This window comes from Flavobacterium fontis (assembly GCF_900129405.1).
Classification (GTDB): Bacteria; Bacteroidota; Bacteroidia; order Flavobacteriales; family Flavobacteriaceae; genus Flavobacterium; species Flavobacterium fontis.
Genome location: NZ_FQVQ01000001.1, coordinates 171,805 through 196,844 on the forward strand (window position 1 = coordinate 171,805; position 25,040 = coordinate 196,844).

At 42.0% G+C, this 25,040-nt stretch carries 25 protein-coding genes; 6 read left to right on the forward strand and 19 right to left on the reverse strand.

Features of this window, described 5'->3' with window-relative positions:
• Positions 1-193: 193 nt before the first annotated feature.
• Both BUC17_RS00815 and BUC17_RS00820 read right to left on the reverse strand, forming a co-directional pair.
• Positions 194-1,330: a lycopene cyclase family protein gene (locus BUC17_RS00815; RefSeq protein WP_073360465.1), complete on the reverse strand. Its 1,137-nt coding sequence runs from the start codon at positions 1,328-1,330 to the stop codon at positions 194-196.
• 45 nt (positions 1,331-1,375) lie between these two features.
• Positions 1,376-3,421, reverse strand: a complete 2,046-nt coding sequence (locus BUC17_RS00820; protein ID WP_073360467.1) for a TonB-dependent receptor plug domain-containing protein — start codon at positions 3,419-3,421, stop codon at positions 1,376-1,378.
• A gap of 75 nt (positions 3,422-3,496) precedes the next feature.
• On the opposite strand from BUC17_RS00820, the gene BUC17_RS00825 reads away from it, so the two are divergent.
• Positions 3,497-4,153, forward strand: a complete 657-nt coding sequence (locus BUC17_RS00825; RefSeq protein ID WP_073360469.1) for a metal-dependent transcriptional regulator — start codon at positions 3,497-3,499, stop codon at positions 4,151-4,153.
• On the forward strand, positions 4,146-4,964 hold the full coding sequence (locus BUC17_RS00830; protein ID WP_073360471.1) for a ZIP family metal transporter: 819 nt from the start codon (positions 4,146-4,148) through the stop codon (positions 4,962-4,964). The genes BUC17_RS00825 and BUC17_RS00830 overlap by 8 nt, the downstream gene beginning before the upstream one ends.
• 46 nt (positions 4,965-5,010) lie before the next feature.
• Here BUC17_RS00830 and BUC17_RS00835 read toward each other — a convergent pair whose 3' ends face one another.
• The 5 genes from BUC17_RS00835 to BUC17_RS00850 form a co-directional block, all read right to left on the reverse strand.
• On the reverse strand, positions 5,011-7,239 hold the full coding sequence (locus BUC17_RS00835; RefSeq protein ID WP_073360473.1) for a TonB-dependent receptor family protein: 2,229 nt from the start codon (positions 7,237-7,239) through the stop codon (positions 5,011-5,013).
• Between the two features lie 294 nt (positions 7,240-7,533).
• Positions 7,534-7,659: a FeoB-associated Cys-rich membrane protein gene (locus BUC17_RS13945; RefSeq protein ID WP_143161676.1), complete on the reverse strand. Its 126-nt coding sequence runs from the start codon at positions 7,657-7,659 to the stop codon at positions 7,534-7,536.
• Positions 7,660-7,665: 6 nt separating this feature from the next.
• A complete protein-coding gene (feoB, locus tag BUC17_RS00840; RefSeq protein WP_073360475.1) occupies positions 7,666-9,771 on the reverse strand; it encodes a ferrous iron transport protein B in 2,106 nt (701 codons plus the stop codon).
• Between the two features lie 9 nt (positions 9,772-9,780).
• Positions 9,781-9,984, reverse strand: a complete 204-nt coding sequence (locus BUC17_RS00845; RefSeq protein WP_073361168.1) for a FeoA family protein — start codon at positions 9,982-9,984, stop codon at positions 9,781-9,783.
• A gap of 107 nt (positions 9,985-10,091) precedes the next feature.
• Entirely contained in the window at positions 10,092-10,787 is a 696-nt protein-coding gene (locus BUC17_RS00850) for an SCO family protein (RefSeq protein ID WP_073360477.1), read from the reverse strand.
• A gap of 130 nt (positions 10,788-10,917) precedes the next feature.
• Between BUC17_RS00850 and BUC17_RS00855 the strand changes: the two genes are divergently transcribed.
• Entirely contained in the window at positions 10,918-12,966 is a 2,049-nt protein-coding gene (locus BUC17_RS00855) for a M13 family metallopeptidase (RefSeq protein WP_073360479.1), read from the forward strand.
• A 70-nt stretch (positions 12,967-13,036) separates the two neighbouring features.
• Here the strand turns inward: BUC17_RS00855 and BUC17_RS00860 are convergent, their stop codons facing one another.
• From BUC17_RS00860 to BUC17_RS00905, 10 genes are all read right to left on the reverse strand, one after another.
• Positions 13,037-14,074 carry a patatin-like phospholipase family protein gene (locus BUC17_RS00860; protein ID WP_073361170.1) on the reverse strand — a complete coding sequence of 346 codons (1,038 nt, stop codon included), beginning with the start codon at positions 14,072-14,074 and terminating at the stop codon, positions 13,037-13,039.
• 92 nt (positions 14,075-14,166) lie between these two features.
• A complete protein-coding gene (locus tag BUC17_RS00865) occupies positions 14,167-14,709 on the reverse strand; it encodes a hypothetical protein (RefSeq protein ID WP_073360481.1) in 543 nt (180 codons plus the stop codon).
• A 229-nt stretch (positions 14,710-14,938) separates the two neighbouring features.
• Positions 14,939-15,448, reverse strand: coding sequence for a M15 family metallopeptidase (locus tag BUC17_RS00870; protein ID WP_073360483.1), 510 nt, complete (start codon positions 15,446-15,448; stop codon positions 14,939-14,941).
• Between the two features lie 105 nt (positions 15,449-15,553).
• Positions 15,554-16,207 (reverse strand): hypothetical protein, encoded by a 654-nt coding sequence (locus tag BUC17_RS00875; protein ID WP_073360485.1) that lies wholly within the window; start codon positions 16,205-16,207, stop codon positions 15,554-15,556.
• A 109-nt stretch (positions 16,208-16,316) separates the two neighbouring features.
• The gene (locus BUC17_RS00880; RefSeq protein WP_073360487.1) at positions 16,317-17,147 is read right to left on the reverse strand and encodes a tetratricopeptide repeat protein; all 831 of its coding nucleotides are present in this window, start codon (positions 17,145-17,147) and stop codon (positions 16,317-16,319) included.
• Positions 17,110-17,682 (reverse strand): hypothetical protein, encoded by a 573-nt coding sequence (locus BUC17_RS00885; protein WP_200798308.1) that lies wholly within the window; start codon positions 17,680-17,682, stop codon positions 17,110-17,112. The genes BUC17_RS00880 and BUC17_RS00885 overlap by 38 nt, the downstream gene beginning before the upstream one ends.
• A gap of 578 nt (positions 17,683-18,260) precedes the next feature.
• Positions 18,261-18,536, reverse strand: coding sequence for a hypothetical protein (locus tag BUC17_RS00890; protein ID WP_073360489.1), 276 nt, complete (start codon positions 18,534-18,536; stop codon positions 18,261-18,263).
• Positions 18,537-18,660: 124 nt separating this feature from the next.
• The gene (locus BUC17_RS00895; RefSeq protein WP_073360491.1) at positions 18,661-19,464 is read right to left on the reverse strand and encodes an NAD(P)H-binding protein; all 804 of its coding nucleotides are present in this window, start codon (positions 19,462-19,464) and stop codon (positions 18,661-18,663) included.
• Positions 19,461-21,788, reverse strand: coding sequence for a M28 family peptidase (locus BUC17_RS00900; protein WP_073360493.1), 2,328 nt, complete (start codon positions 21,786-21,788; stop codon positions 19,461-19,463). Before BUC17_RS00900 ends, BUC17_RS00895 begins: the two co-directional genes overlap by 4 nt.
• A 15-nt stretch (positions 21,789-21,803) precedes the next feature.
• A complete protein-coding gene (locus BUC17_RS00905) occupies positions 21,804-22,154 on the reverse strand; it encodes a hypothetical protein (RefSeq protein WP_073360495.1) in 351 nt (116 codons plus the stop codon).
• A gap of 270 nt (positions 22,155-22,424) precedes the next feature.
• On the opposite strand from BUC17_RS00905, the gene BUC17_RS00910 reads away from it, so the two are divergent.
• The 3 genes from BUC17_RS00910 (at position 22,425) to BUC17_RS00920 (ending at position 23,723) form a co-directional block, all read left to right on the forward strand.
• Positions 22,425-22,742, forward strand: coding sequence for a single-stranded DNA-binding protein (locus BUC17_RS00910; RefSeq protein ID WP_353088504.1), 318 nt, complete (start codon positions 22,425-22,427; stop codon positions 22,740-22,742).
• Positions 22,743-22,778: 36 nt separating this feature from the next.
• On the forward strand, positions 22,779-23,111 hold the full coding sequence (locus tag BUC17_RS00915) for a single-stranded DNA-binding protein (protein ID WP_073360499.1): 333 nt from the start codon (positions 22,779-22,781) through the stop codon (positions 23,109-23,111).
• 168 nt (positions 23,112-23,279) lie between these two features.
• The gene (locus tag BUC17_RS00920; RefSeq protein WP_073360501.1) at positions 23,280-23,723 is read left to right on the forward strand and encodes a hypothetical protein; all 444 of its coding nucleotides are present in this window, start codon (positions 23,280-23,282) and stop codon (positions 23,721-23,723) included.
• On the opposite strand, the gene BUC17_RS00925 is transcribed toward BUC17_RS00920, so the two are convergent.
• Together BUC17_RS00925 and BUC17_RS00930 are read right to left on the reverse strand one after the other, a co-directional pair.
• Positions 23,720-24,349 (reverse strand): chloramphenicol acetyltransferase, encoded by a 630-nt coding sequence (locus BUC17_RS00925; RefSeq protein WP_073360503.1) that lies wholly within the window; start codon positions 24,347-24,349, stop codon positions 23,720-23,722. The two genes, BUC17_RS00920 and BUC17_RS00925, sit on opposite strands and share 4 nt — an antisense overlap.
• Complete coding sequence (locus BUC17_RS00930) at positions 24,349-25,038, reverse strand: HAD family hydrolase (protein ID WP_073360505.1); 690 nt, start codon at positions 25,036-25,038, stop codon at positions 24,349-24,351. The genes BUC17_RS00925 and BUC17_RS00930 overlap by 1 nt, the downstream gene beginning before the upstream one ends.
• Between the last annotated feature and the right edge of the window lie 2 nt (positions 25,039-25,040).

A 25,040-nucleotide genomic window follows, 5' to 3' on the forward strand; every position in this document is an offset into this window, starting at 1 on the left:
TATACTCAGACGGTTCGACATATTTTTGTTTTTACAACATACAACATCAGCTCGCCTGAGGGCCAGAATGTGTATGATGATGTAATGCTGTAAATAAAGTTTTCATGCGGTAATTTTGTGGGACAAAGGTAGCGACAGTGTTTGGAAAAAAAAGCGCCTTTTTAAAAATTTAACATTCGTTAGAAGATGTTTTTTAGAACAATCTACGAATTAAAGCCTTGATGAACAAGGTTTTAGGGCAACGTAAAATTATATTCAAATCTTCTAAAAATGTGGTTTCTTCATCCAAAAATTTAAAGATGGTAGCCACTTTTCCTTGGCGAAACATGCTCGCAAAGATCGAACTTCCGACTTCATTTTTTTGATATAGAATGTCAATAAGCAGTAAGTCATAAAACCAAAAACGATTGATTTTGTGAAATTTTCGCAGGTCATTATTTTGGGGTAAAAAATTAACTAAGGCTTTGGATTTTTTGAGGGCATTTTTAAAGGTATAACCCGTACTCGCTTTGGTCCACCCGCCCGCCGAACCGATGTGTAAAATGCGTTCCGAATTGTGTTTCCAAAACGGATAACAGGTCATCGGAATATTCCCTTGTTCGGTTTCGGTAATCGTATAGGCCGTTATACCGAGACGCTCTAAATAGGCTTTGATTTCCGATTCGTATTCCTCGCGTGGCAATAGGTTGGCCGAAAACAGCGTGTACTCCATTAAAGCCTCTTTTTCACTGGTAGGAAGCACATACATGAATCGGGTATTGCCTTTTTGAGGTACCGAAAAATCCATAAAAGTGGCACAATCGGGGGTAAAAACAGGAGTTTCCGTTTGCACAAACCAACCTATAAAATGTTGGTGTACTAAGGGAAACTTTTTTTGCGCCATTAACCGTTCGGGATTGAAAATGGAATTGAAAATAAAGTTACAAGTAAAACTTTGGTTTTCCGTTTTCACTAAACAATGATTGCCCAATTCTTGAAAATCAACTACTTTTTCTTGGACTATTGTGATATTCGAATGGTTTTCAAGTTCTTGAAAAGTGCGTTGATAAAAATCCAATCCGCGCATCATGCGATAGGTGTAGGGCGCCATGGCAAAACGGCGTTCAAAACCTGTATCAGCAAATACGGCTGCCTCCCACGCTTTGTGTTGTATGTTTTCAAATTGCTTTTTTTCATCCCAAAAACACCAGGTACGATCGTTGGTTTTTTTGGCGTCGGTATCGAGTAAGAGTATTTTTTTGTCTCGATAAAAGGGATGCTGCACCATTTCTCGTACGGTCAATAAGGCCGCGAGTCCGGTTCCGGTGAAGATGTAATGGTAATGTTGCACGATTCAAAGGTAACAAAAACCGTTGCCCTTTTGCCCAAACATTTGTTAATCCCAATGAAAGCGAATCCCAATAAATCCGCGAATCCCTTGATTAGGACCGTAGGCATAGGTAGGGTCAAAGGTTAGACCAAACGGGTTGTCGGGCGTAGGCAAAGCCATCCCATTACTGTCAAATTGCACGTTTTGGTCAAATGGATCGTTGGCGCGTGCAATCAAAAATGGATTTCCGCGATTGGGCGTCCAATTGAGTAGGTTTTTTACCCCACCATAGATTTCAAAATGATGCCCACCTTTGTACGTCAATTGAATGTTTTGGATACTGAACGGCAAGGAGTATTCCCGACGCGGGTCCAAGGGTCCTAATAAGGGCAAGCGCATGGGTCCAGTGAGGTTTCCGGTGTAATCGAGGGTCCACTTGCTGTTTCTCGGGGTAAAGGCAATCGACCAATTGGCCCCATAACGTTCGGCAAATAGCGGTTGAAATTCACGTCCTTCTTGCCGAACCGTTGGGCGATAGAGGTTAAATCCAAGCGAGGCTGTAATTCCAAACGGACTGATCCAATCCCCTTGCAATCCACTGCCCCACATTCGCATGTCGCCGTCCAAATTTTTATAAATAATAGCATTGGGGTTGGTGTCGTAATCGGGTAAAATGCGGTTGGTGAAATAGGTTAGCCACGTAGAAGCCTCGATCACAAAGGTTCCAGCCTCGGTTGTCGACCATTTGTGAAGGTAGTTCCAATTGGCATTGTATGACGTTTCAGGCCGTAAAGATTCGGCCAAAATTACGTCACGAGCTCCCGACAAGGCTTGATGGTCTTCCGTAAAAAGATTCACTACACGAAATCCCGTACCCAAGTTAAATCGCATTACGGCATTTGAAGCGGGCTTCCATTTGAATGCGATACGCGGCGTGAGGATGGAACCGTGCGCCGAGTTGTAATCATAACGCATACCGAGAAGTGCTCCTGTTTTGGCACTCCATGTCCAGTCATCTTGCACGAAAAAACTTCCAATGTGCATGTGATTGGATTGTGCAGTGGCAGGCGTGTTGTCATTATAGAATTGATAACGGTAGGCCGATCCAGTCAAGAGGGAGTGGTTTCCTATTTGTTTGTCCCATAGCGCTTGTACAAATCCAATGTTTTGTTGCGCGATGTATACCGAATTTCCGTACACCGAATTTTGGTTGTGGCCGATCCACGAGTATTGCAGTTTGATTTTTTCTGTGGTGGGCAGTTCATACAAACCGAGGAATTCATACCGTGAGGTGTAAATGCTTTCGCCATAGACTTGGTCACCTCCGCGAAAGGAAGAGTTCCATTGCATTTGCCCGCCCCATCGGTCTTCATACAAATACCGCGAAACCCATTGAAATGCCTTTCCGCTTTTCCGCTTAAAGTTCCATTTCCCAAAAAGAGCAATCCGGTGTTGGAGTGCCACATCGGTAAAATTATCTCGGTTTTCATCAACTCGATTTTGAGCATGTACATAATTCACGCCGAGCAGTCCGTTGCCCGATTTTTTTGACCCCAAGCGGTAGCCCAAATCGACATTATGTTCCCACCAAGAAGTGGTAAAAAAATTTCCCGTAAAACGTTTATGGTTTTCCGGTTTTTTGGTGATAATGTTGAGCAAACCCGCTACGGCCTCACTGCCATATAAAGAAGAAGCGGGCCCTTTAACTACTTCGATACGTTCAATCATGGAGGTGGGAATTCCTGAGAGTCCGTAAACCGTTCCTAGTGCACTAACGATGGGCATTCCGTCAATGGTGACCATGGTGTAGGCGCCTTCCATTCCATTGATACGAATGTCAAAAGTGTTGCAAACATTGCAATTATTTTGCGGACGTAATCCGTTGGCGTTTTGCAAGGCGTCAACTAAATTGGAGGTTGGATTTTGTTTCAAAAAAGTCGACGTAATGATTTCTACAGGCACTGCATTTTCGAGTCGTTTTACAGGTTTTAAAGTGCCAGAGACTACAATTTCATCCAATTGTGTCGTTCCTTTGGGAAGGCTGTCCTGAGGGGTTTGACTGTGTAACGTCAGCCCAAGAAATACGATAAAAACTGTAATTTTATATTTCATAAAAAAATATTTAGGCAAAACTAAAAATAGTTTTATTCAAAACAAAGTATTATTTTTGAATAAATAAAAATTCAAATGACTATTTCTGAAGAGAACTACATTAAAGTCATCTACCATTTATCACAAGTTTCACCCAAAGGGGTAACCACCAACGCAATTGCGGGAACCTTGGATACCAAAGCATCTTCTGTAACGGATATGCTGAAAAAATTGGCCGATAAAAACTGGGTTTCCTACCAAAAATACCAAGGCGTTTCGTTGACCGAATCGGGCTTGCTAAAAGCCAAAATGGTGGTGCGCAAACACCGCTTGTGGGAAGTTTTTTTGGTCGAAAAATTGGGCTTTGCCTGGGATGAGGTGCATGATATTGCCGAAGAGTTGGAACATATTCAATCGGATGCGTTGATCGGACGACTCGATGAGTTTTTGGGCTACCCTTCTTTTGATCCGCACGGCGATCCTATTCCGAATGCCAAAGGCGAAATGGTCAAAGAGGAACGGATTCTCCTTTCGGAAGCCCAGCGCAATCACACGTATCGCTTTATTGGTGTAAAAGATTCGTCTCCGGGATTTCTTCAATATTTGGATAAACAAAAAATAGCCTTGGGCGCTCCCATTGAATTGCTGGAAATAGAACCGTTTGATCATTCGATATGTATTCGTATCAACGAACAAGAATTGGTGCTTTCACAAAAAATTGCAGATAACCTTTATGTCTTAAAACATGTTTGATTCAGTACTCCATTTTTTTGAACAAATTGACCCCGTAGTGGCCGCTTTACTGGCGACTTTATTTACCTGGGGTTTGACCGCTTTGGGTGCTTCTTTTGTATTTTTCTTTAAAACAATGAACCGGGTTGTTCTTGATGGAATGCTCGGTTTTACAGGCGGTGTTATGGTGGCTGCCAGTTTTTGGAGTTTGTTAGCGCCGGCCATCGAAATGAGTGAAGGCGACGGTTTTGTAAAAGTAATTCCCGCCGCACTTGGGTTTTTGCTTGGCGCCTTTTTCATTTTCGGATTAGACAAAATTCTACCGCACTTGCATCTTAATTTTCAAGAAACCGAAGGGATGAAATCGCCTTGGCAACGTACGACTTTGTTGGTCTTGGCGATCACTTTGCACAATATCCCAGAAGGGTTGGCCGTGGGCGTTCTTTTTGGGGGTGTTGCAGCAGGTATTCCTGAAGCCTCGATTGCTGGAGCGGTGACTTTGGCGATTGGAATTGGAATTCAAAATTTTCCTGAGGGTATTGCGGTTTCGATGCCGCTTCGTCGAATGGGAATGAGCCGATGGAAGAGTTTTATGTACGGTCAATCGTCGGCGTTGGTCGAACCCATAGCGGGGGTTTTGGGTGCGGTGGCAGTTACTTTCTTTACCCCATTGTTGCCCTATGCTTTAGCATTTGCAGCGGGTGCAATGATATTTGTCGTAGTGGAAGAAGTGATTCCCGAAACGCAACAAGATAAAAATACAGATATTGCCACTTTAGGGTTCATCGGAGGTTTTATCGTCATGATGATGCTCGACGTCGCTTTGGGATAATAAAAAAGGCAGCTTTATCGCTGCCTTTTTTTATGAATAGTTGGGATTAAAATTTAGCCCCAATCGAAACGTAAAAACTTTGTCCCTCTCCTGGCAACAATCCTGGTCCGGGATAGCCACCTGCGCGTCGTGTCGCGTATTTCTCATTTGTAAGGTTGTTGATTCCTCCACGAAGGTTGTAATTACGGAATCGGTATTCCATTCCTAAGTCGATTACTTTGTATCCACCGATACGGCCGTTTACCCCGTTGGCTGTGGGTGTTACGGTATTTTGCGCATCGGTATATACTGCGCCGTTTTGACGTTGTTGTGCACTGATGGAGATTTTTTTGTATTCCCAACTGATACCAAAGTTGTGAATGAATTCGGGGGCGTTTTCAACGCGTTTACCAGCTAAATTGGTCGTTGTAATGGTTACGTTAGGAGCAGTCCCGCTGACACTCGTTACGGCAAAATCATCGTAACGGGCACTGATGAAGGCACTGCTGGCAAAGGTTTTCAATTTACCCCATGTTTTTGGGGCTCCAAATACATCAAACCAACTGATATCTCCGTACAGTTCGGCTCCTTTGTGGATACTTTTACCCAAGTTGGTTCGGAAGGCAAAAGCAGCCTGCGTGGGGTCGTCGTTGATAAAGCGGTTTAACGTACCAATGCGGTTGTTGTACACCATGTAAAAGTAGGAAACATCAAAGTTAATCCAGTTTTTATACGTACCACGGTATCCCAAATCGAGGGTGTATCCGTTGGCATCTTGTAGGTTAGGATCGATCACATCGGTCGTGGCTGGTGGTGTTTGATCAGAGAATAAAACCGGGCGATAGGCTTGGGAAATGTTTGCGTACACATTTGTCGTTCCGATACGGTATTCGGTACCTAAACCTAACAAGAGTTGGGTGCGGTTTAACTCTTGATTGGGCATCAATACGTCGTTACCGCTCACACGGTTGAACAATCCTGAACCTACCGATTCAATGATTTCCAAACGCGCGCCTGGGGTTACAGTCCAAGCCGGGGTGATTTGGAACATATTTTCGGCAAAAAGGGCAATATTACGCGTGGTAAAGTCTAAGTTTCTCGGATAACGATCGCTAACGGTGAGGTCAAAATCGCTAACATTAGTTCCTGTACCGCGCTGTCTGCGGTTGGTGTCGGCTTGATACAAACGGAAACCAAAAGCCAAATGATGTTGTGTTTTCCCCAGAGCATAGTTCCAAAGCGAACGGTTTTCCAACCCGAAGTTAACATAACGATCACGGTCTACTTGACGGTTGGCATAGGCTAAAGTAGTGGGGTTTATGGCATCTACTACGTTGGGTGCTGCAGTGAATCCCACACTATTGCGCTCGCCATAGAGTCCGAATAATTTAAAATCGGTAGTAATTTTTGGACTCCAGCGTCCTGTAATCGTAATGGTAGCCAAGTTCCAAGGCGTACCCATCCAGTTGCGATCGCGTAACGATTGACGGTGATCGGCTGCAAATTGCGCATCGGTTAAACCGCCAGGTTGTTGCAATTCATAATCCATGGTGGTAAATTCTACTTGTGCTTTCCAATGCGGTGCAAATTCGTAGCCCAAGTTGACAAAGGAATTGCGAATTTGATATCCTGTATTGTCGCGCCAGCCATCGGCTCTACGGGCATGGTGGTAGGCGTAATACGTGAATTTTCCGTGTTTTCCACCAATCGCATTGAAGCTGCTGACTAGGCCAAAACTTCCCACTGTATTTTGGGTTTCGTAGCTAAATTTTTTCTCCGGTGCTTTTTTCAATACATAGTTAATCATTCCTCCAAATTGGGGTCCAAACTGCAACGAAGCCCCGCCACGAATGAATTCGATACGTTCTACCGCTTCCATTGGCGGATTGTAATAGGCTTCAGGGTATCCGAAAACGTCGGAGGAAATGTCGTAACCATTTTGACGTGTGTTGAGTTCCCAGCTGCGGTTGGGACTTAATCCACGTACAGCCACGTTGACTTGAATTCCGGAACCGTCGTTTTCCCAAACCGAAACCCCTGCCATGCGTGAGAACAGTTCTCGGGCATTGTTGGTGGTGCGGTTGGCATTGATTTCGTTGAGACGTAAAACATCATTTTTTTTACCCGAATAGATGGTTTGTTGCTGTACAGCAGGCATGCGATCGGGGGTTTGTTCTTTGATGAAAATGATGACTTGATCGAGGGTAACAGTCGCTGTATCTTTTTTCACTTCTTGGGCCTGTGTTGCCGCTGCGGTAAGTAAAAGTCCAGCCAATATGGGGGCAATAATACGCATGTTTTTGAAAATTTTCGGCAAAGATACATCCTTATTCTTATTTAGACAAAGTTTAAATAAAAATAATATTAAATTTAATTCTTGTTTAAAGTCAGTGGAAAAAGCGGTGTTTTACAATGTGTTTTTTTTTGGCGAATAACAAGCTGATTTCGAGGCAGCTATTGCAATAGGGGGTGGAGTGGAAATCCCGTCCGCGGCGGAACAAAGCGGCGGCATTGCAACGGAAGACCCGACCCCGAGGTGCAGGAATGGGTTGGCTACGAAAGGCGCTATCTCGGGGGATTGCCCTAAAAATTAACAGCCACAATTTCCATCGCCGCAGTCTTTATCTTTTTTCTTGGGTCGTTTTTTAAAGCGCTCAAAGAGATAAGCGAGTGCGATGCCCAAGGCCAAGTAGACAAAAATTTCTTGTATACCCATAGCGAATTACTTTAAAAACTGATAGGCAACCAAGGCCGAAACGTAGGCGATACCGCTCATAAAAACCAATTGAATCATGGGCCATTTCCACGAATTGGTTTCTTTTTTTACGATGGCGAGGGTACTGATACACTGCATAGCAAAGGCATAAAACAGCAACAGAGAGATGCCGCTTGCCAAGTTAAACACCGGACTGCCGTCTTCGTGAATTTCGTGGCGCATTTGTTCTTTGATGGTGGTTTCTTCTTCGCTTTGATCGCCCACTTTGTAAATGGTGGCTAAGGTGCCCACAAAGACTTCCCGTGCGGCAAATGAGCTGACTACGGCAATGCCAATTTTCCAGTCGTAGCCGAGCGGTTCAATCACGGGTTCGATCATTTTCCCTGCGATACCCATATAGGAGTGTTCCAATTTGTATTCGGCGGTCCAATTGGGAATCACAGCGGGATTGACAGGCACGGGGGAATTATAAACCTTTTGTTCGATGATTTTTTCGGCATTTTTAAATTCGTCACCGGGGCCGTGAGAGCCAAGAAACCAGAGAATGACCGATAGGGCTAAAATAATTTTTCCGGCTCCAAAGACGAATGATTTGGTTTTTTCGACCACATTGATGCCCACGTTTTTGGCCATTGGAATTTTGTACCCGGGCATTTCCACCACAAAGTAGGACTTCGTTTTCAGGTCCAAAACCTTATGCAAAATAAAGGCACACAACAACGCTATACCGAAGCCCAACAGGTACAATACCATCAGGGTAAGTCCTTGAAGGCTGATGAATCCCAAAACATGTTTCTCGGGAATAATGAGGGCAATCAGAATGGCATATACGGGCAATCGGGCAGAGCAAGTAATAAAGGGCGTGACCAAAATGGTAATCAAGCGTTCTTTCCAATTTTCAATATTGCGCGCTCCCATGATAGCGGGTATAGCACAGGCGGTTCCTGAAATTAACGGCACTACACTTTTCCCAGAGAGGCCAAAGCGCCGCATGATTTTGTCCATTAAAAACACCACGCGACTCATATAACCACTTTCTTCCAAGACGGAAATAAAGAGGAATAAAAAGGCGATTTGTGGAATAAAAATAAGAATCCCACCGATACCCGGGATAATCCCTTCGGTAATCAAATTGGTGAATTCGCCGGGGGGCAAATGGGTGGCGGTGTAGGTAGCGAGTTGGGCAAATTTTTCGTCGATAAAATCCATGGGAACACTTGACCAGTCGAAAATCGATTGGAAGATGCCAAAGAGAATCACAAAGAAAATGAGGTAGCCAAAGATTTTGTGGGTAAGTATGCGATCGAGGCGTGCGCTGATGTTGCCCGCTTTGGATCGGTCGATAGTTTGTCCCACTTTTAGGGTATCGTTGATAAACTGATACCGTTTGATGGTTTCTTTTTGTTGCAACCGTCGGAGTTCCGTATGCGATTTGGTGAACGAGCTTTTCATTTCGTTCCGCTCCAAATTCAAGAAATTAACGTCCTGCGTAATCACCAACCACAGTTTGTACACCAATTGATTGGGAAAGGCTTTGCGCAATTTATCAAAGTATTCGGGGTCAATGGAGGAGGCATTCAAACACGGTTCAGTGGGTAAGGATTGATACTCAAGGATGCGTTGCTTGATTTCTTCGATACCAATATTTTTTCGGGAACTCGTCAAGGCGATTTTGGTTTTTAATTGGGCTTCCAAATACGGAATGTCCAATTCGATGCCTTTCAATTTCATTCGGTCGCTCATGTTGATGACCAAAATGGTAGGAATTTCTAGGTCTTTGATTTGGGTAAAAAGGAGTAGATTTCGCTTGAGGTTTTCTACTTCAGAAACCACGACCACGACATCGGGAAAATTCTCGTCTTTGCGGTTCAATAAAAGTTCGATCACCACATTTTCGTCGATTGAACTCGCATTCAAGCTATACGTACCGGGTAAATCGAGTATGGTAGCGCGGGTAGTTTCATTCAATCGGCAATACCCTATTTTCTTTTCAACGGTAATTCCGGGGTAGTTTCCCACTTGTTGTTTTAACCCTGTAAGTTGATTAAAAACCGATGTTTTACCGGTGTTGGGATTCCCAATTAAAGCTACTTTTATCGTTTTTTCCGCCATGGTAAGTCGTTAGAATGTCACTTCTATTTGCCGAGCCGTCTCGATACGAATGGCCACGTGCGAATCGTTGATGGTAAAATAAAGCGGATCTCCCAAAGGAGCGATTTGCAACAATTCAACGCGATTGCCCGGAAGACAACCCATTTCAAGTAATTTCAAGGGAATGGTATCGATGTTAAACTCGACGATGGTCGCTTGCTGCCCGATTTTCATGTCGGCTAAGGTCTCACTCACTTTATTTAGATTGAATTAAAATACAAAAATACGCAAATCGAACGGAAAATGGGGTTTCTGCCAAAAAATTATGTTTTGTTTGACATTCATTCTTGGGGTTCGCATAAAAACTGAATATCTTCCCACAATTGCTGTACATTTTTTACCCCCGGTTCGGTAGGGCCGTCGAGGTTGGTGCCGTCATAAAAGCCGCGGATGCGTTGTTGGGCATCGACGAGCACAAAATTTTCGGTGTGCACCATATCGTATAATTCCTTGGGATTGCCTGTTTTTACGGCCAAAAATGATTTGCGTGCCAAGTAGTAAATTGCTTTTTTATCGCCTGTGAGCAGGTTCCATTTGTGGTCCAATACTCCTTTTTTTTGCGCATAGGCTTTCAAAACGGGAACACTGTCGATATCGGGAGTCACCGAAAAAGAGAGCAATTGAACTTTGGGGTTGTTTTTGATTTTTTCCTGTAACCAAGCCATGTTATTGGTCATTTTGGGACAAATGGTTGGACATGTGGTAAAGAAAAAGTCGGCTACATAAATTTTCCCTTCATAGTCTTTATCAGTAATCGTTTTCCCGTTTTGATTGGTAAAGGCAAACGATCCGATGCGGTGTTCTAATGCCACATGTTGCACTGTGGTGTCGACCAACTCTGGATTGACATCGCTTGGAGTGTAAATGGGGAGGTTTTTTTTGGGTTTTAAAACCGAATAAAAAGCACTCACGGTGATGATGGAGAACAGCACAAAAAAGAGGATAAAAAAGCGGTATTTTTGGAAAAAGGTGCCCATGCTGAAAATTTTGGCAAAAGTACAAACCCCTGCCGAATTCAACCGATTTCCCCAGAGGATTATACTGAATTTAACAACTATTCAATCAATATTTTGATAGCTTTGTTGGGAAAACTAAACGAAACACGGTATGAAAAAACACAATCTACTCACTTTTGCTGCCACCGTAGCCGCTTGTTTGGCTTTGGATACAGCAGCAGCACAAAATAAGCCAGGTCTTCATTTGGACTTGATGGACAAGTCGGTCAAACCCGGCGACGATTTCTTTCGGTATGTAAACGGCACTTGGTTTGACAAAACCGAGATTCCCGCCGACCGAACCCGCTGGGGAAGTTTTGATGAGTTGCGTCAGAATACCGACAAAGACGCTTTGGCTATTCTTAAACAAGCGGCCAAAGACAAGAAGTTGGACCCTAAATCGGATCAAGCGAAAGCCGTCAACGTATACAAAACCTATATGGATACTTTGGCGCGCAACAAACGCGGCATTCAACCTTTGAAAGCGACCTTAGCGCAAATCGATGCGGTAAAAAATGTCAACGATTTAAACAAGTTAATGATAGATCGTTTGCCGTTTGGCGGCGTTGGATTTTACAGCATGTTTGTGGGTGCAGATGCCAAAAATAGCAACAAAAATGTGTTGAGTATTGGACCCGGAAGTTTGGGATTGCCCGACCGGGATTACTACGTATCGGAAGATGCAGATTCGAAAGAAAAACGCCAAAAATATGTGGCTCACGTTGCCCGTATGTTGCAATACCTCGGTTTGTCAGAGGCCAAAGCGCAAGCCGATGCTGCCCGTGTTTTGGCTTTGGAAACGGCCATGGCGCAACCGCGTTTTGACCGTGTTGAACGCCGCGACCGCAGAAAATCGTATAATCCCATGGATATTTTGCAATTGCAAAACCTCACGCCATCGGTCAATTGGCGCAATTACATCATGGGTGCGGGCATCAAGCGTATCGACACTGTGATTGTATCGCAGCCCAAATACATGGCCGCTTTGGAAACCCTTTTTCAGGCCAATGAAGTCGATGCTTGGAAAGCGTATTTGCGTTGGACCCTTTTGAACCGTTATGCCGATCAATTGACGACCGATATCGAACGGGCCAACTGGGAGTTTTACAGTCAAACTTTACAAGGCGCCAAAAAACAACGTCCCCGCGAGGAGCGTGCGCTTCAAGTCGTCAACAGTACGGTGGGGGAAGCCTTAGGCAAATTGTATGTAGCGCAAAAATTCCCAGCTGAAGCCAAAGAGAAAGCGGCAAAAATGATCAAATACGTCTTCCGTGCTTTTGAAAACCGCATCAATAACTTGCCTTGGATGGCTCCTGAAACCCGTGTGGGTGCCATTGAAAAATTGCGCAAGTCGACCGTAAAAATTGGATACCCCGATCAATGGAAAGATTATTCCAAATTGGAAATCAAAGCCTTGGCCGACGGAGGTTCATATTTTGAAAATATGGAGAATGTGTCCCGCTGGAATTTCCAAAACAACATCGACGATTTAAGCAAGCCCGTCGATAAAACCCGTTGGGGGATGACGCCGCAAACGGTGAATGCGTATTATAATCCGTCGTATAATGAAATTGTGTTTCCAGCGGCTATTTTACAACCGCCTTTTTACGATTATAAGGCCGATGATGCGGTGAATTTTGGGGGTATAGGGGCTGTTATTGGGCATGAAATATCGCACGGGTTCGACGATTCAGGGGCGCGCTACAATGCCGACGGGAATTTGATCAATTGGTGGAAGGATGAGGATTTAAAACAGTTTACCGCATTGGGAACGGCTTTGGCCGATCAATACAGTGCGTTGCAACCCTTGCCGGGAACTTTTGTGGATGGTAAATTTACCTTAGGGGAAAATATTGGCGATTTGGGCGGGGTGAACGCAGCCTACGACGGGTTACAATTGTATTTGAAAGACCATGGAAATCCGGGGTTGATTGATGGATTTACCCCCGAACAGCGTTTCTTTATTTCGTGGGCTACGATTTGGCGCTCCAAAATGCGCGACGAAGCGATTAAGAATCAGGTGAAAACCGATCCGCATTCCCCTGGAATGTACCGGGCTTATGTACCGTTACTCAATGTTGATGCGTTTTACCAAGCGTTCAATATTAAGGAAAATGACAAATTGTACTTAGCGCCTGAGAAGCGGGTAAAAATATGGTAAATCCAACGTATATTTAGGTAAAAGGCCGTTCCCAAAGAGCGGCCTTTTGTTTGGATAGGGATTAGGTTTCTTAGCGGTTGTCGAGAAGTTTTTGGACAATGCGATCGAGTTGGGCTTGATTTTTTCGAACGAAGGTCAGTCCGTCTTGAATGAGGTTTTGAATATTCTCGGGAGAAGTATCATCCATTTCGGAGGACGCTTTCAGGAGTTCGGGCATTAACCGGAAATAGTGCTGTGTGTTTTCATTTCCAAGGGATTCATACATTTTTTGCATTTGGTAATTGACCGTCTCGACGTTGGAGGACAACAAGATGTCGATAAGCGGTGTGATCCATTCGACTTTTCCCGCATTTTTAAAATCGTCAAAGGCATAGGATTTCAACACCGTTCCTGTTCCCACCGAAACGACTATCATGTCATTGGCCGTGGGATAATCGGGTTTATCGGGGTGATTGAGTACTTTGGAGAAGGGAATTTTTCGCGCTTCAGCATAAGCACACAAAGCGGGATTGTTGGCATAGACTCCGCCATCGATAAGGGTAAACTGTTCGCCCGAGAGTGAAACCACTTGCGCCGGTTCAAAATAAGAAGGCGCGGCGGCGGTAGCGCGGCAGACGTCGGTTACGCGAAAGTTGCGAATAGGATTTTGGGCGTTGTGGCTTGTAAAAAAGGTGGCCTTTCGTGCGGAGATGTCGTAGGCGGTAATGAGACAGGGTTTGATAAGGTGCCGCAGTTCGAGTGAACCAAACACACGCGCCAATTCTTGTTCTAAAGGCGTGTCGTCGATTTTTTCTTTGAATAGCCCAAACGGGTTGAGGAGTTTGTCCCAAAACGATACGTCAAAAATGGAGGCTCCTTTTTCGGTATAAAGTTGTAGCGCTTCAGTCACCGAGAACTTGGCCTTTTGGTGTTCATCGGGGCAAAGCAGCAACGCCGTTATGAGTCCGCCGGTACTGGTTCCCGCGATAAGGTCAAAATAATCCCCTAGTTTGGCTTCTGGTTGATCGTGTTGTTGGAGTTGTTCTTCGATGTATTTTAGGATAATACAGGAGATAATGCCTCGAATTCCTCCACCATCAAGGGAGAGTAGGGTGATTTTACGGGTCATAATAATGGGATGTTTTTTAAAAAGGTTTCTAATGATTTTTTCGGATTTTTTTGGAATCAAATCGTTTGATTTTAGAATAAAATACGAAGTAGTTATTTCTTTAAATGAATCGAATAAAGTGTTTTTGGGTTGCAAATACGCTCATTACCCAATTCAGAGGTTAATGATTTATTTATATTTTTTGATTTGACAAAAAGTGAATCCATTGGATTAGTATTCATTACTCCATATTTTTTAATTATCCATTCCTTTTCATAGAACAAATCAATAAAGAAGTAATCAGGCACTAAGTCAGTATTTCGGATCATTACTCTCAACCCTTTATCTTTAGATTGAATTTCATTTGCTTCGAAATAAATCATTTCAATCTTTGGTTTTGTTAAAACATAAGCACAATCGACTCTAGGTAAAATGCTAAGTATTCTCTCTTTTTTTCCATTTTTTAGAAAAAAAATATCTTGCATACACTGTTTATTTATATTGCTTTCTAATGTTATTGTATCCCATTTTTGATCACCGATTATATCTAAATAGCTACATGAAATTGAAGTGTCTTTTTTACAGGAAACAACAATGAGGAAAATTAGTATTAATCCCAAATAGCCATTAACGTTCAATAGCATGCCATTTTTCATAATTAAAAATTTCTTTCAGTTTGTATGTATAAAGCTTTCTTTCTGATAAATGGTTAATACTAGCAATATTATTTTCTAATCCATTTAATGCTTCAGGATAATTAATTGCTGCAGATACTTTTATTTCATCATCAATATCCGCATATTCACTTATTTTTAATTTATTCCAGTACCAAGCAGAACTCTGACATGCTAATTTGATAGATTTAGCTATTCATGCGTTTTCTATTTACAGAATGACATAACCTTGTGCGTCGCGTTGGCGTTTGATCAATTGGCGCCAGTTGTTGAAACCTTTCTTTTCAAAATGGGGGAAATCTTTAAAATTTTTCCAATTGCCGCCCCATTCCCAGCCGAATTTTGCAAAAATTTTCACGCATTCATACCAGTCGGCAACGGTGTCATTGTCCCAGTCTTTGGCGGTATCCCAGGAGGCTGTTTTTCCGTCGATGATGAGGCAAATATCTACGGCAAAGCCATAATTGTGCACCGATTGTCCGCCTTTGGCTTGAGTTACACGATTGCCGAGCGGTTTTTTGGCGGTTTTTCCTTGGGGATTGACGCGGGTTCGCCCGAGCGCAAATAAATCATCTTGTTCTTTGAAGGTGCGCAATCCTTGTGTGATTCGCACTTTGGCCCGCCCGGTGAGCGCTTGATCACAGGCTTGAATGATTTGGTTAACTTCAGCGCGTACCGACGGATGGAGTTGGGCAATGCGGTTTTGGGTGGGAGTGTCCATGGTGTTGATGTTTTACAGGTTAAAATTTCGAACTAAAAGTTATTTATTCTATGAGGCTGTACTAAAAACGGGGAAGGTTACAGAAGCAGACAGTTAAGAAACATATTATTCTTCCAAAGAAGAATTTGTAAATGGATACTTTAAATTATTATTTCTGTATTCACAAATAAAATCACTGGTAAACATTTTTGTAACAAGTATATTCGTCTTTATAAATTTTTCACTTTTCACTTCTTTTTCTATAAATTCCCCTTGTTTTATTTCAACTTTAGATCTTTTATTGTTAGTAGTATACCGATAACCAACTAAATATAAATTTTCTTCTTTTATTTTGAAGAAAAATTCATCATATCTGCTTTCATACAACACAAAATCAAAATCAACGTCTCTATATTTATTTGAGAGATTTGATATTGCCTTATCTCTTTCTTTTTCATTCATCGCTGAAAAAGCAACATTCCAACCCCAATTTGATTCTTCGTCTATGCAATTTGTAGGAGACAACACGTAGCTTTTTTCAGCAGATGATTTAAAGTATATACTACCCAAGCTCTTTTTATTTCTAATAGTAATCGAGTCATTCTTAATGAGAAGTGTGTCAAAGTTTGTCGTTGCGGTAGTATTTGCATTGCTTACTTTTTTTAGACCTGTGCTCTTTTTTTTATCACAACTTTTTAAAGGAAGAGTTAAGATAAGAATAATGAAAAGACTACTTCTTACTGTTCCATTGCCAATGCGGTTTTGGGTGTGAGTGTCCATGGTGTTGATGTTTTACAGGTTAAAATTTAATTTTGGCTGTTTTATAAAAATTTCTTTATATATAATATTTGTAATTTCGAACTTTACTAAAATGGTAAAGTTTATAATATTAGTTAATAACTTGTGTTATTCTATCATTTACATATTTTGGAATTTTTGCAGATCTCTTTTTTTGTTTTTTCATTAAATGAGAGTAAAATCTATAATTTTCAATTGCCTTTATTTTTTCATTAATATTCCAGTAGCAGTCGGCTAAGTTGAGATAGGCAACTATATTATTTGGATCTTTTTTAATAATTTTATTTAATAAAAAAATTGCTTCGTCATAAATTTGATTTTGATAGAGAATTAAAGCGATATCATTGTAATATGTAGTGTTTTCTATTTTATCATATTTTTCGATAATTGGATAACCATACAAAACTTCATCAGTCGAAATATCTCTATTTCCTATTAACTTCCCTTTGTAATAAACAGGTTCATTATTATTTTTTTTATTGATATTTGCTACCATATCTTCATCATCAAAATCTAACTTTTCTATAATTAAAGAATCAACAATGTAATTATCAAAATAAATCTTTTTACAAAAAATTGCTTTTTGATTAATTTTTATAATTTCTTTACTTACGATCAAAAACTTGTTTTTAATCCAATTCACTTTATATAATTTTTTTACTTTTGTTTGAACACATTCATTTTCAGTATATAAGTAAAACTGGTTGTTGAAATCACTTTTTATTATTTGAAAGTCATTACAAATCCCTTTAATAAAATTCGTACTATCTTTATAGATTACAACATTATCTTTTACAATCTCAAATGAATTATTCTCAAAATGAAAGGTAGTGTTTTGAGAATAGTTTAGATGTGTTGTAAAAAAAAACATAAGAATTTTGATTTTATTTAATTTTAATACACTTTTCAATTTTTTTTGCATAAGTTTCGATTTTTTTAGCTTTATCTAATCCATTTATTACTCGTCTAGCATTATAATAGTCAACACTTTTTGAGTTTATATATTTGCTTAACTTCAACCCTGTAAAACTTCCACTTTCTGAGCCATAAATTAGAATACTTATTGCTAATTCATGGTCTAGTGCCAAATCAGGATAGTTTACTAAATCAATTTTAAATTTATCTTTCATTTTTATATAATTATTTTTCCAAGTTAATTGAGCATATCCTCGACCAAAATACTTAACTCCGTCACCTGATTCATTCCCATTATCCTTTGCCATTTTTCTTCTTTTTTCATTTTTTCCTAAAATAGGATCATACATATCCTCAAAGTATTTCTTTCGATTTTTCCAATTTAAATAGTATGCTTCTTCAATGGGATTGAAGGTGTTATTTGTTTCATGTTTTGTAGTAGCTATAATGTAAGCCAATTGATTCAAATCTATTATTTTATTTTCATTGTCATAATATTTTTCAACGCCGTTAAAAATTTTAATTAAACTTTTCTTTTGCACTTCACTGATTTTTTGGAAAGCTAACTCATATTCTTTAAAGAAAAATTCAATATCTATTTTTGTATTTTTATATACTATTTGTTCTTCAACTTGCTCATTAGTTTCTTTAACTTTTCCATCATTTTGTACCTTTACAAAGATTCTTTTTGAGTCAATAAACGAATTAGTATTGCTGAATAATTTTGTTGTTAGAGTAAAGTTTTCTTCAGCTCTTGGTATTGATAATTCAACAAAAACATCTGCATAATATGTGTTTAAACCATAAATGTCAACTTTTTGATAGGTTGGAAAAATTCTATTATCTAATTCAACTAGAAGTTTATTAAGCCCTATGAAATTATCTAAATTAATTTTTACTTTAAAATTTTGTAGAGTAGCTGATTTTTGTACTTCTTCTATTATTTCAATTGTTGTTATTCTCGGTGTTTACTCCTCCCTCTTATCCCCAATCGTTGCTAGTCTTGTAAATTTAGGGTGTTGTAATCTCCCGTTTTCGCGGTGCCATGCTAATTTTTTGCTGTTCATGGTGTATAATGATTTAAAAAGTATTGGGGTGTGTATACCACACCCCAAAAAAATTAAGTTGTTGTTTTTTTGTTCAAATAGGTTTCATTCTCAAGAAAAGGCACTTCCGTATTGGCCTCACATTGGTCTAAGGTGGGTAAACCTTCGGCATCAACTGCGACTCCACTTTTTTGTAAAGCAATTAATGAGGTGGGCAAAGTAGTGTTCCAACTTTCTTCAATCACGTATTCTTGTTCTTTTAACTCGTCTAGGATAGAGGTGTATAAAGGATTGTCTATGACTGGAATTAACCCGCCTAACCAAATTTGTCCTGTTGCTAAATAATGCATCACGGCTTTTTTATAATGTTAAATTTAGAAATTAATTCTCAATAACCAAGCCAAATAAAGGGGAAAAACCCTATTTCTTCTCCGGAAAAATACCTAAAGTTCTCCGGAAAAATACCTCATTGGGTTAGCGTGGCAGATGGGGCTCGAAAATATAGTGCTGTTGCGAAAGCCAAGTGCAGGCAATCCGCTTGCCAACACGGGTGTCGTGGGGATCAAAGTGCGGAGGTGGGAGTTGACGGTGATGTGCCGCTTGGGTATAAAAAACTTCGCGGGTCTGGCGCTCGGGGTGTACCGCATTGATAAAGCCTTGGCGCGCTTCCTGTTGCAAACACAGGGTCAAAATGCCTATGCAGTCGGGTAAGGCAATCAAATGCACCGGCGCTTTAGGCCGTTCTAAATTTTGACGCCCCGATAAATACTGCACCGGATGCCGATCGGGGCCTACCAAGCCGCCCAACCGAATGCCCGTGTACGGAAGCCCCGCCTGATGAATCGCTTGCTCGGCTGCCCAAAGTCCTCTTCCCGAGGGTGTGTCGGGTTCGGGCACCGTGGTGTCATCAACCCAATCTTGTTGCTCTCCAAAAACGCCAGTTGATCCTACCCATAGTAGTTTTTCAATCGCTGTCTTTTGTAATTGCTGCAGGAGTTGTTGCACTTTTTCCACATACGAATCTTCCTGCGATTGCCGAAGTTTTGGCGGGAATGCCACGACTAGATGGGAAACATCGGCGATAAAATCGGCCCATTCTCCCTCGCATCCTGTTGAGGTCAAAGTAACCGTGAATGCCTCGATGCCCAAGTGGTGTAAAATTTCCTTCTTTTCGGGAGTGGTTGTACTGCCTTTCACGCGATACCCTTCGGCCAATAAATGTTCCGCCAAGGGTTTTCCCAGCCATCCACAGCCTAAAATGCCTATAGTGGGTTTCATGGTTGCGCCAGAATTGCAGGTGGAGTGGGTCGCACGGGTTGTATGAGCACGACAGCATCATTCAACACAAAAGGCATAGGAAGTGTGTTTTTCGGCCGCGGTGGTACGCCCATACGGGGTTGCTCAAGCAAGTCAAACGAACTTTCCATCAATTCCAATTGGGGTTCAACGCCCACGGGAACATCAAACGAGAACACCAAGGGTTGATTTCGGGTAACATAATAACTGAGCAGTTTATGGGAGGCTTGTCCGCCAATTTTGGAGGTATAGGTTAGCGGTCGAACCCCATTGGCTTTCACATGCGCAAGGGGCACTTGATTTTTGAGGAAAATATCATAGCGGTTTACCCGACGTTGGGGGGTAATTCGAATTTGATAAAAACGACGATTGCCTTTTACCGTATCTCGTTCAAATACAATGGAGGGTCCTTTCAAAGCATAAACAGGCGCCGGATGCATCCATCGGAAGGCCGTTCCATACTTGCTGTACAATGCATTGCGGTTTAATGGCGCTGCCGATTGAGGTTGTTTCGATAAAAAGGCTTGATTCCAGGCATCGGGGCGCTCGTCATAGGTTGTCCAATAGGCCTTTTTTTGCGAGGCGTCGAAAACATACAACAAGCTATTGGGTCGGGCTTTGGCCGAGGTAAACGAAGCGTTCCAATGGGCTTTTCCCAAAAAAGCAATACCAATGAGGAGGCAAACAAAAGCCCAACGGGATTTATACGGAAAAGCGCCCAAAATAGGCAGAAGAAGCACAAAAGTAAGTACGGTAAGTACCGCCGCGCCGGGAAGTATTTTCAATCCTAATCCTACAGGGAATAAAGGAATTAAAGGCACCAACAAAAACAAAGCTGGCAGTGCCATAATTAAATTCCACAGTCCTTTGGATTGTTGGGTGAGTACAAAAGCGCCCAACATAAGCGTTGATCCCAAAACGGGAAGTAGTAAAAACGAGGCGCCGGGTAATTTCCAAGCGAGTCCCATTCCGAGGATAATCCAAAGAAAAAGTCCAGCAAAAAGGCGGTTCATTTCGGCAAAACGACTGGTTTCTTTGCGGTAAATCCAGAAACAAATTCCAAGGGTCAAGGCAATACACGCATGGATATAGTCGTGGCCGTTATAGGTAAACCCTTGCAGTATTGTGGTGGCATCGGGATAGATCCAGGGTAAAAGGGTAGCGATACCCCACGCGACCAATCCCGCAACCAAAAGCGTAAGCACCAAGGGAATAAATCCTTTAACGACTTCATCAATGCGTAAAACGTGTTTCCCGAGTCCGATAAACGTGAAGGTAAACAAAAGAATGGCTGTAAGGAGGACCAACGGCCAATTCCACGCAAAAGGATAATGCACAAATCCAAACGGAATGGAGAAATACACGTCTTCCTCGGGATGTTCAAGCGTACGTAAATCCCGTTGTGTAAAATGCGTCAATAGCGCCATGACATAACTTCCTTGGTGGGCAAGCGATAGTGGCGATAGATTGGCATAATGATCTTGTGCGGTATGGTAGTTATAATGGCTGTCGATAAAGGCAAAGTTGTAGCCTTGAATTTTTCCCGCTTCTCGAAAAACAGTGAGATCGGTATCGTTGGGTAGCATTTTGTAGATGCTATACATCAGCGAATTACTCACGGGATAAGGCGTTTGGGCGGCGGCAAATGCCTCTACCATGGCGCGATTCCCATGGGTGGTTTCCATGAGCATCATGCTTGGTCCCGAGGTGCCACGTGCTTCAAAGTTGATGACTAGTCCTACGTCTTTGGCCCAATCGTGTTGGGTTACAAAGAGTGCTGCGCCATTGAGTCCCAATTCTTCGGCATCTGTAAAGAGGAGAATCAAATCGTTTTGTAGCGGCGTTTTGTTGTAAAGTAAGGCCCGAACGCTTTCGAGAAGGGTGGCTACCCCCGAGGCATCATCGCTGGCGCCAAGTGATTTGGAGTGAGGGGCACTATCGTAATGCGAGAGGAGCACCAAGGCTTTTGTGGATTTTTGCCCTTTGATCCGTGCCATGATATTGGTGGCTTCTACCAGCGTTCCTTTTTCCGTAAGGGTAAATCCACGTTGCAATTGCGGTTCTAGACCGAGGGCTTTAAGTTCTTGTTGCAGGTATTTTTGAATCCGCGGATGATCGTCGGAACCTACATAATGAGGGCGTTTGGAGAGGTACTGTACTTTTTCTAAGGCCCGTTGCGTAGAAAATTCAGCCAAGGGCGCAGGCTCTTGATCGTCGTAGGTTTGTGGCATTTGACGATAAAAAACCAACCCGATGAGGAGTATCAGAAATAACGCTTCGTAGAGGTAGGTAAACTTCTTTTTCATGGTATGTAGGCCAACCTATTCCTCCGGAGGCAGGAGTTGCAAACGGTAATTTTCCGTAAGCACGTAGCCTTGATCGTACACGTAGCGATAGGTTTCGCCGGATTTGGTCATTACTATTTGGGTGAGGTAGTTAAAATCAAAACCTCGTTGTGCTAATTTCTCTAGGGCCATCGATGGGATTCCTTCGTCATGGAGTTCACGCAAGATGCGGTAATTTCGGCGCAAGGCATTGTGAACGGTTCGCATGAGGTTGTTACAGTCGCGGTTCATTCGGTTGTTGAATGTGTTGCGGCATCCATCGTTGCAAAATTTTTTGTCTTCGCGGCCCATCAAGGGTGTCCCGCATTCGTGGCAATTTCGTTTCATTTTCGTGGTTTATAAAAAGGTTATATGGCGTTTTACATAAACTGGGTCCTATCCTTACACGGAGTGGAAGCCAATTTTCAAGTCAAATATAACGAATAAATTGTAAAACGACTACTTTCACAGTAACCGCCTCTGAAAAACAGCAAAATACTTATTTACAAACGATTACATTCGGTAGTAAATGGTATACTACCGACTATCGCTTTCAACACTTCCTAATTTTGTCCTGTTGATGTAAGCCAAATTAAGTTTTAACCAAGTATTGAAGCCATGAAAAATCGAGTTCAATTAATCGGCCATGTGGGCCAAGATCCCGAAGTCAAGTCTTTTGAAGGGGGAAAGAAAGTTGCGAATCTTAACTTAGCAACAAATGATGTCTATTACAAAGAAGAAGGAGAGAAAGTAACCCAAACCGAATGGCATCGCGTTGTCGCTTGGGGGAAATTAGCCTCACTAATCGAACAATACGTAACCAAAGGCAAGGAGCTGGGCGTTACGGGTAAAATCACCTATCGTAATTATGAAGACAAAGAGGGCAACAAGCGATCCATTACAGAAATTGTCGCGGAAGAAGTCTTGTTTATGTAAGAAAGAAAAAGTCATTAATTTTTAAAATGAAAACGTATGAGTGCATTACGAAATAAAGTCCAGTTAATTGGCCACGTTGGACAAGAACCTGAAGTCAAAACTATGGATAAAGGGAAAAAAGTGGCAAACCTCACCTTGGCCACCCGCGATGTGTATTACAAAGATGGGGGTGAAAAGGTTGAGCAAACCGAATGGCATCGTGTAACCGCCTGGGGGAAGTTGGCCGAGATCGTCGAAAAGTATGTCGTCAAGGGAAAAGAAATTGCAGTGGAGGGCAAATTGACACATCGCTCGTATGACGATAAGAACGGCGAGAAGCGGTACATCACAGAGGTGGTGGCCAATGAACTTCTTCTCCTCGGGAAATAGACCTTGCAAAGGTTCGATAGAAACGGCAGTTCCTCGGAGCTGTCGTTTTGTTTTTCAGGATATTATCCAATTTTTTTTTAACACGAAAACGTTTTCGGTCAAATTAAAATTAGCAGGTCAAAATAATTTTAATACTTTTATTTTGAATAATAGTGTAAAAGGCAACTCATGCGTTTGTTTCGAGTCATCATTAGCGGATTATTGTTGGGGTTTGCTAGCTTGCAGTTGCAGGCACAAGTAGGCATCAACACGACCAATCCCCTAAGTACACTCGATATTAACGGGAATCTTTCGGTAAAAACTGTAACCTTAACGGGGAACGGTTCGGGCAATGGAGGTGCGGCGATTCCCATTAATGACGGCGTTTATATTTCTGTAGTTCCTCAAGCCACCGATGATAAATTTCAATTGCCTAGTCCTATAGCTTTTCCAGGACGGGTGTATGTGATTCGAAACATTCAAAACAGTGTTACGGCGCAGTTAACGACCACAGCAGGAATGTTTTTTCCAAAAAATTCAACGGTTGGAACCAATCAAGTGTACATGTTCGAAGGAAGCAATCGCACGGTGATCGTGATTAGCGACGGACTGAATTGGACCTTTATCAATTAGCCATTTAACAACGCTTGTAGCGTATCTAGGAAGCGGCCTACATGAATACCGTCGACTAACCCATGATGCACATGCACTGCAACAGGCATCGTTTTACACCCCTCTTTTTCGGTCATTTTTCCAAACGAAATCTTCGGACAACTATCGGGATAACGAAACCCACGGGCATGCGATAGTCCTTCAAAATCCACCCAAGGGATACTTGAAAAATGGATTAAATTTTCATCAGGGAAGCTACGTGTAAGCAAGCCTGTTGTGCCTTGAATTCGGTCGATTTCGGCTTGGGCTTTTTTTTCAAACACCCGTATATCTGGATGATATTCCATCCACGAAAAACCAAAAGTTTCGTCTTTGCGCATAATGGTAGCCGAAGCATCAATGCGATCAAAACACCACGGTTCCTTATCGATGATACGCCATCGAAAGGGTTCACAAGCATTGACCGCCGCCAAGGTTTTGTGCAAATAATAGATAAAAAAAGAGATGCCCAGCGCTTTCGCATTTTCATAAGCTTTTGTGCAATCTACACGACTCGTCAGGCCATAAAAAGGCTCTTCCATTTGTGAAAAGAATTCAAAATGCTCCCGACGATTCCAAGTAGCAAGGGCTATTTTAGTTTTGGTCATCATACATAAAAGGGGAGTATTTCGGTTATGGACGACAAGGCTCGAAAATTGGGATGTTGCACTTCAAAATCAATTTTTTCATACGCCCAAGTCGTGTGATAAGGGATATGAAAGGCGGTTCCCCCGAGTTCTAATACGGGTAAAACATCAGATTTTAGTGAGTTTCCAATCATCACAAAATGGGCTGCGTCTATATCCAAACGCCCTAACATTTTTTGATAGTCCAAAACGGTTTTGTCACTCATCACTTCGATATGGTGAAAATAGTGACCCAATCCCGAATCGTGAAGTTTTCGGTGTTGGTCTTTCAAATCTCCTTTGGTCGCCACAACCAATCGATAGTCGGCCGCTTTCAACTGTTGCAAAACGGCTTCTACTTCAGGTAAGAGTTCTACAGGCTGCTGCAACAAATCTTTTCCAATCTGAATAATACTCGCTGTGGCTGCTCCCGACAACTGCTGGTGGGTTAGCTCAAGTGCCGATTCCATCATTGAAAGTATAAATGCCTTGATGCCAAAGCCATACAAAGGAAGGTTTTTGACTTGATGCTGTAAAATTAGTTGCAGCAATTCTTGTTTGGAAGTATAATCCTGAAAGAGTTCACAAAAGCGATCTTGTGCCTCATCAAAAAAAGGTTCGTTATGCCATAAGGTATCGTCGGCGTCAAAGGCTAGGAGGGGAGACTGCATCA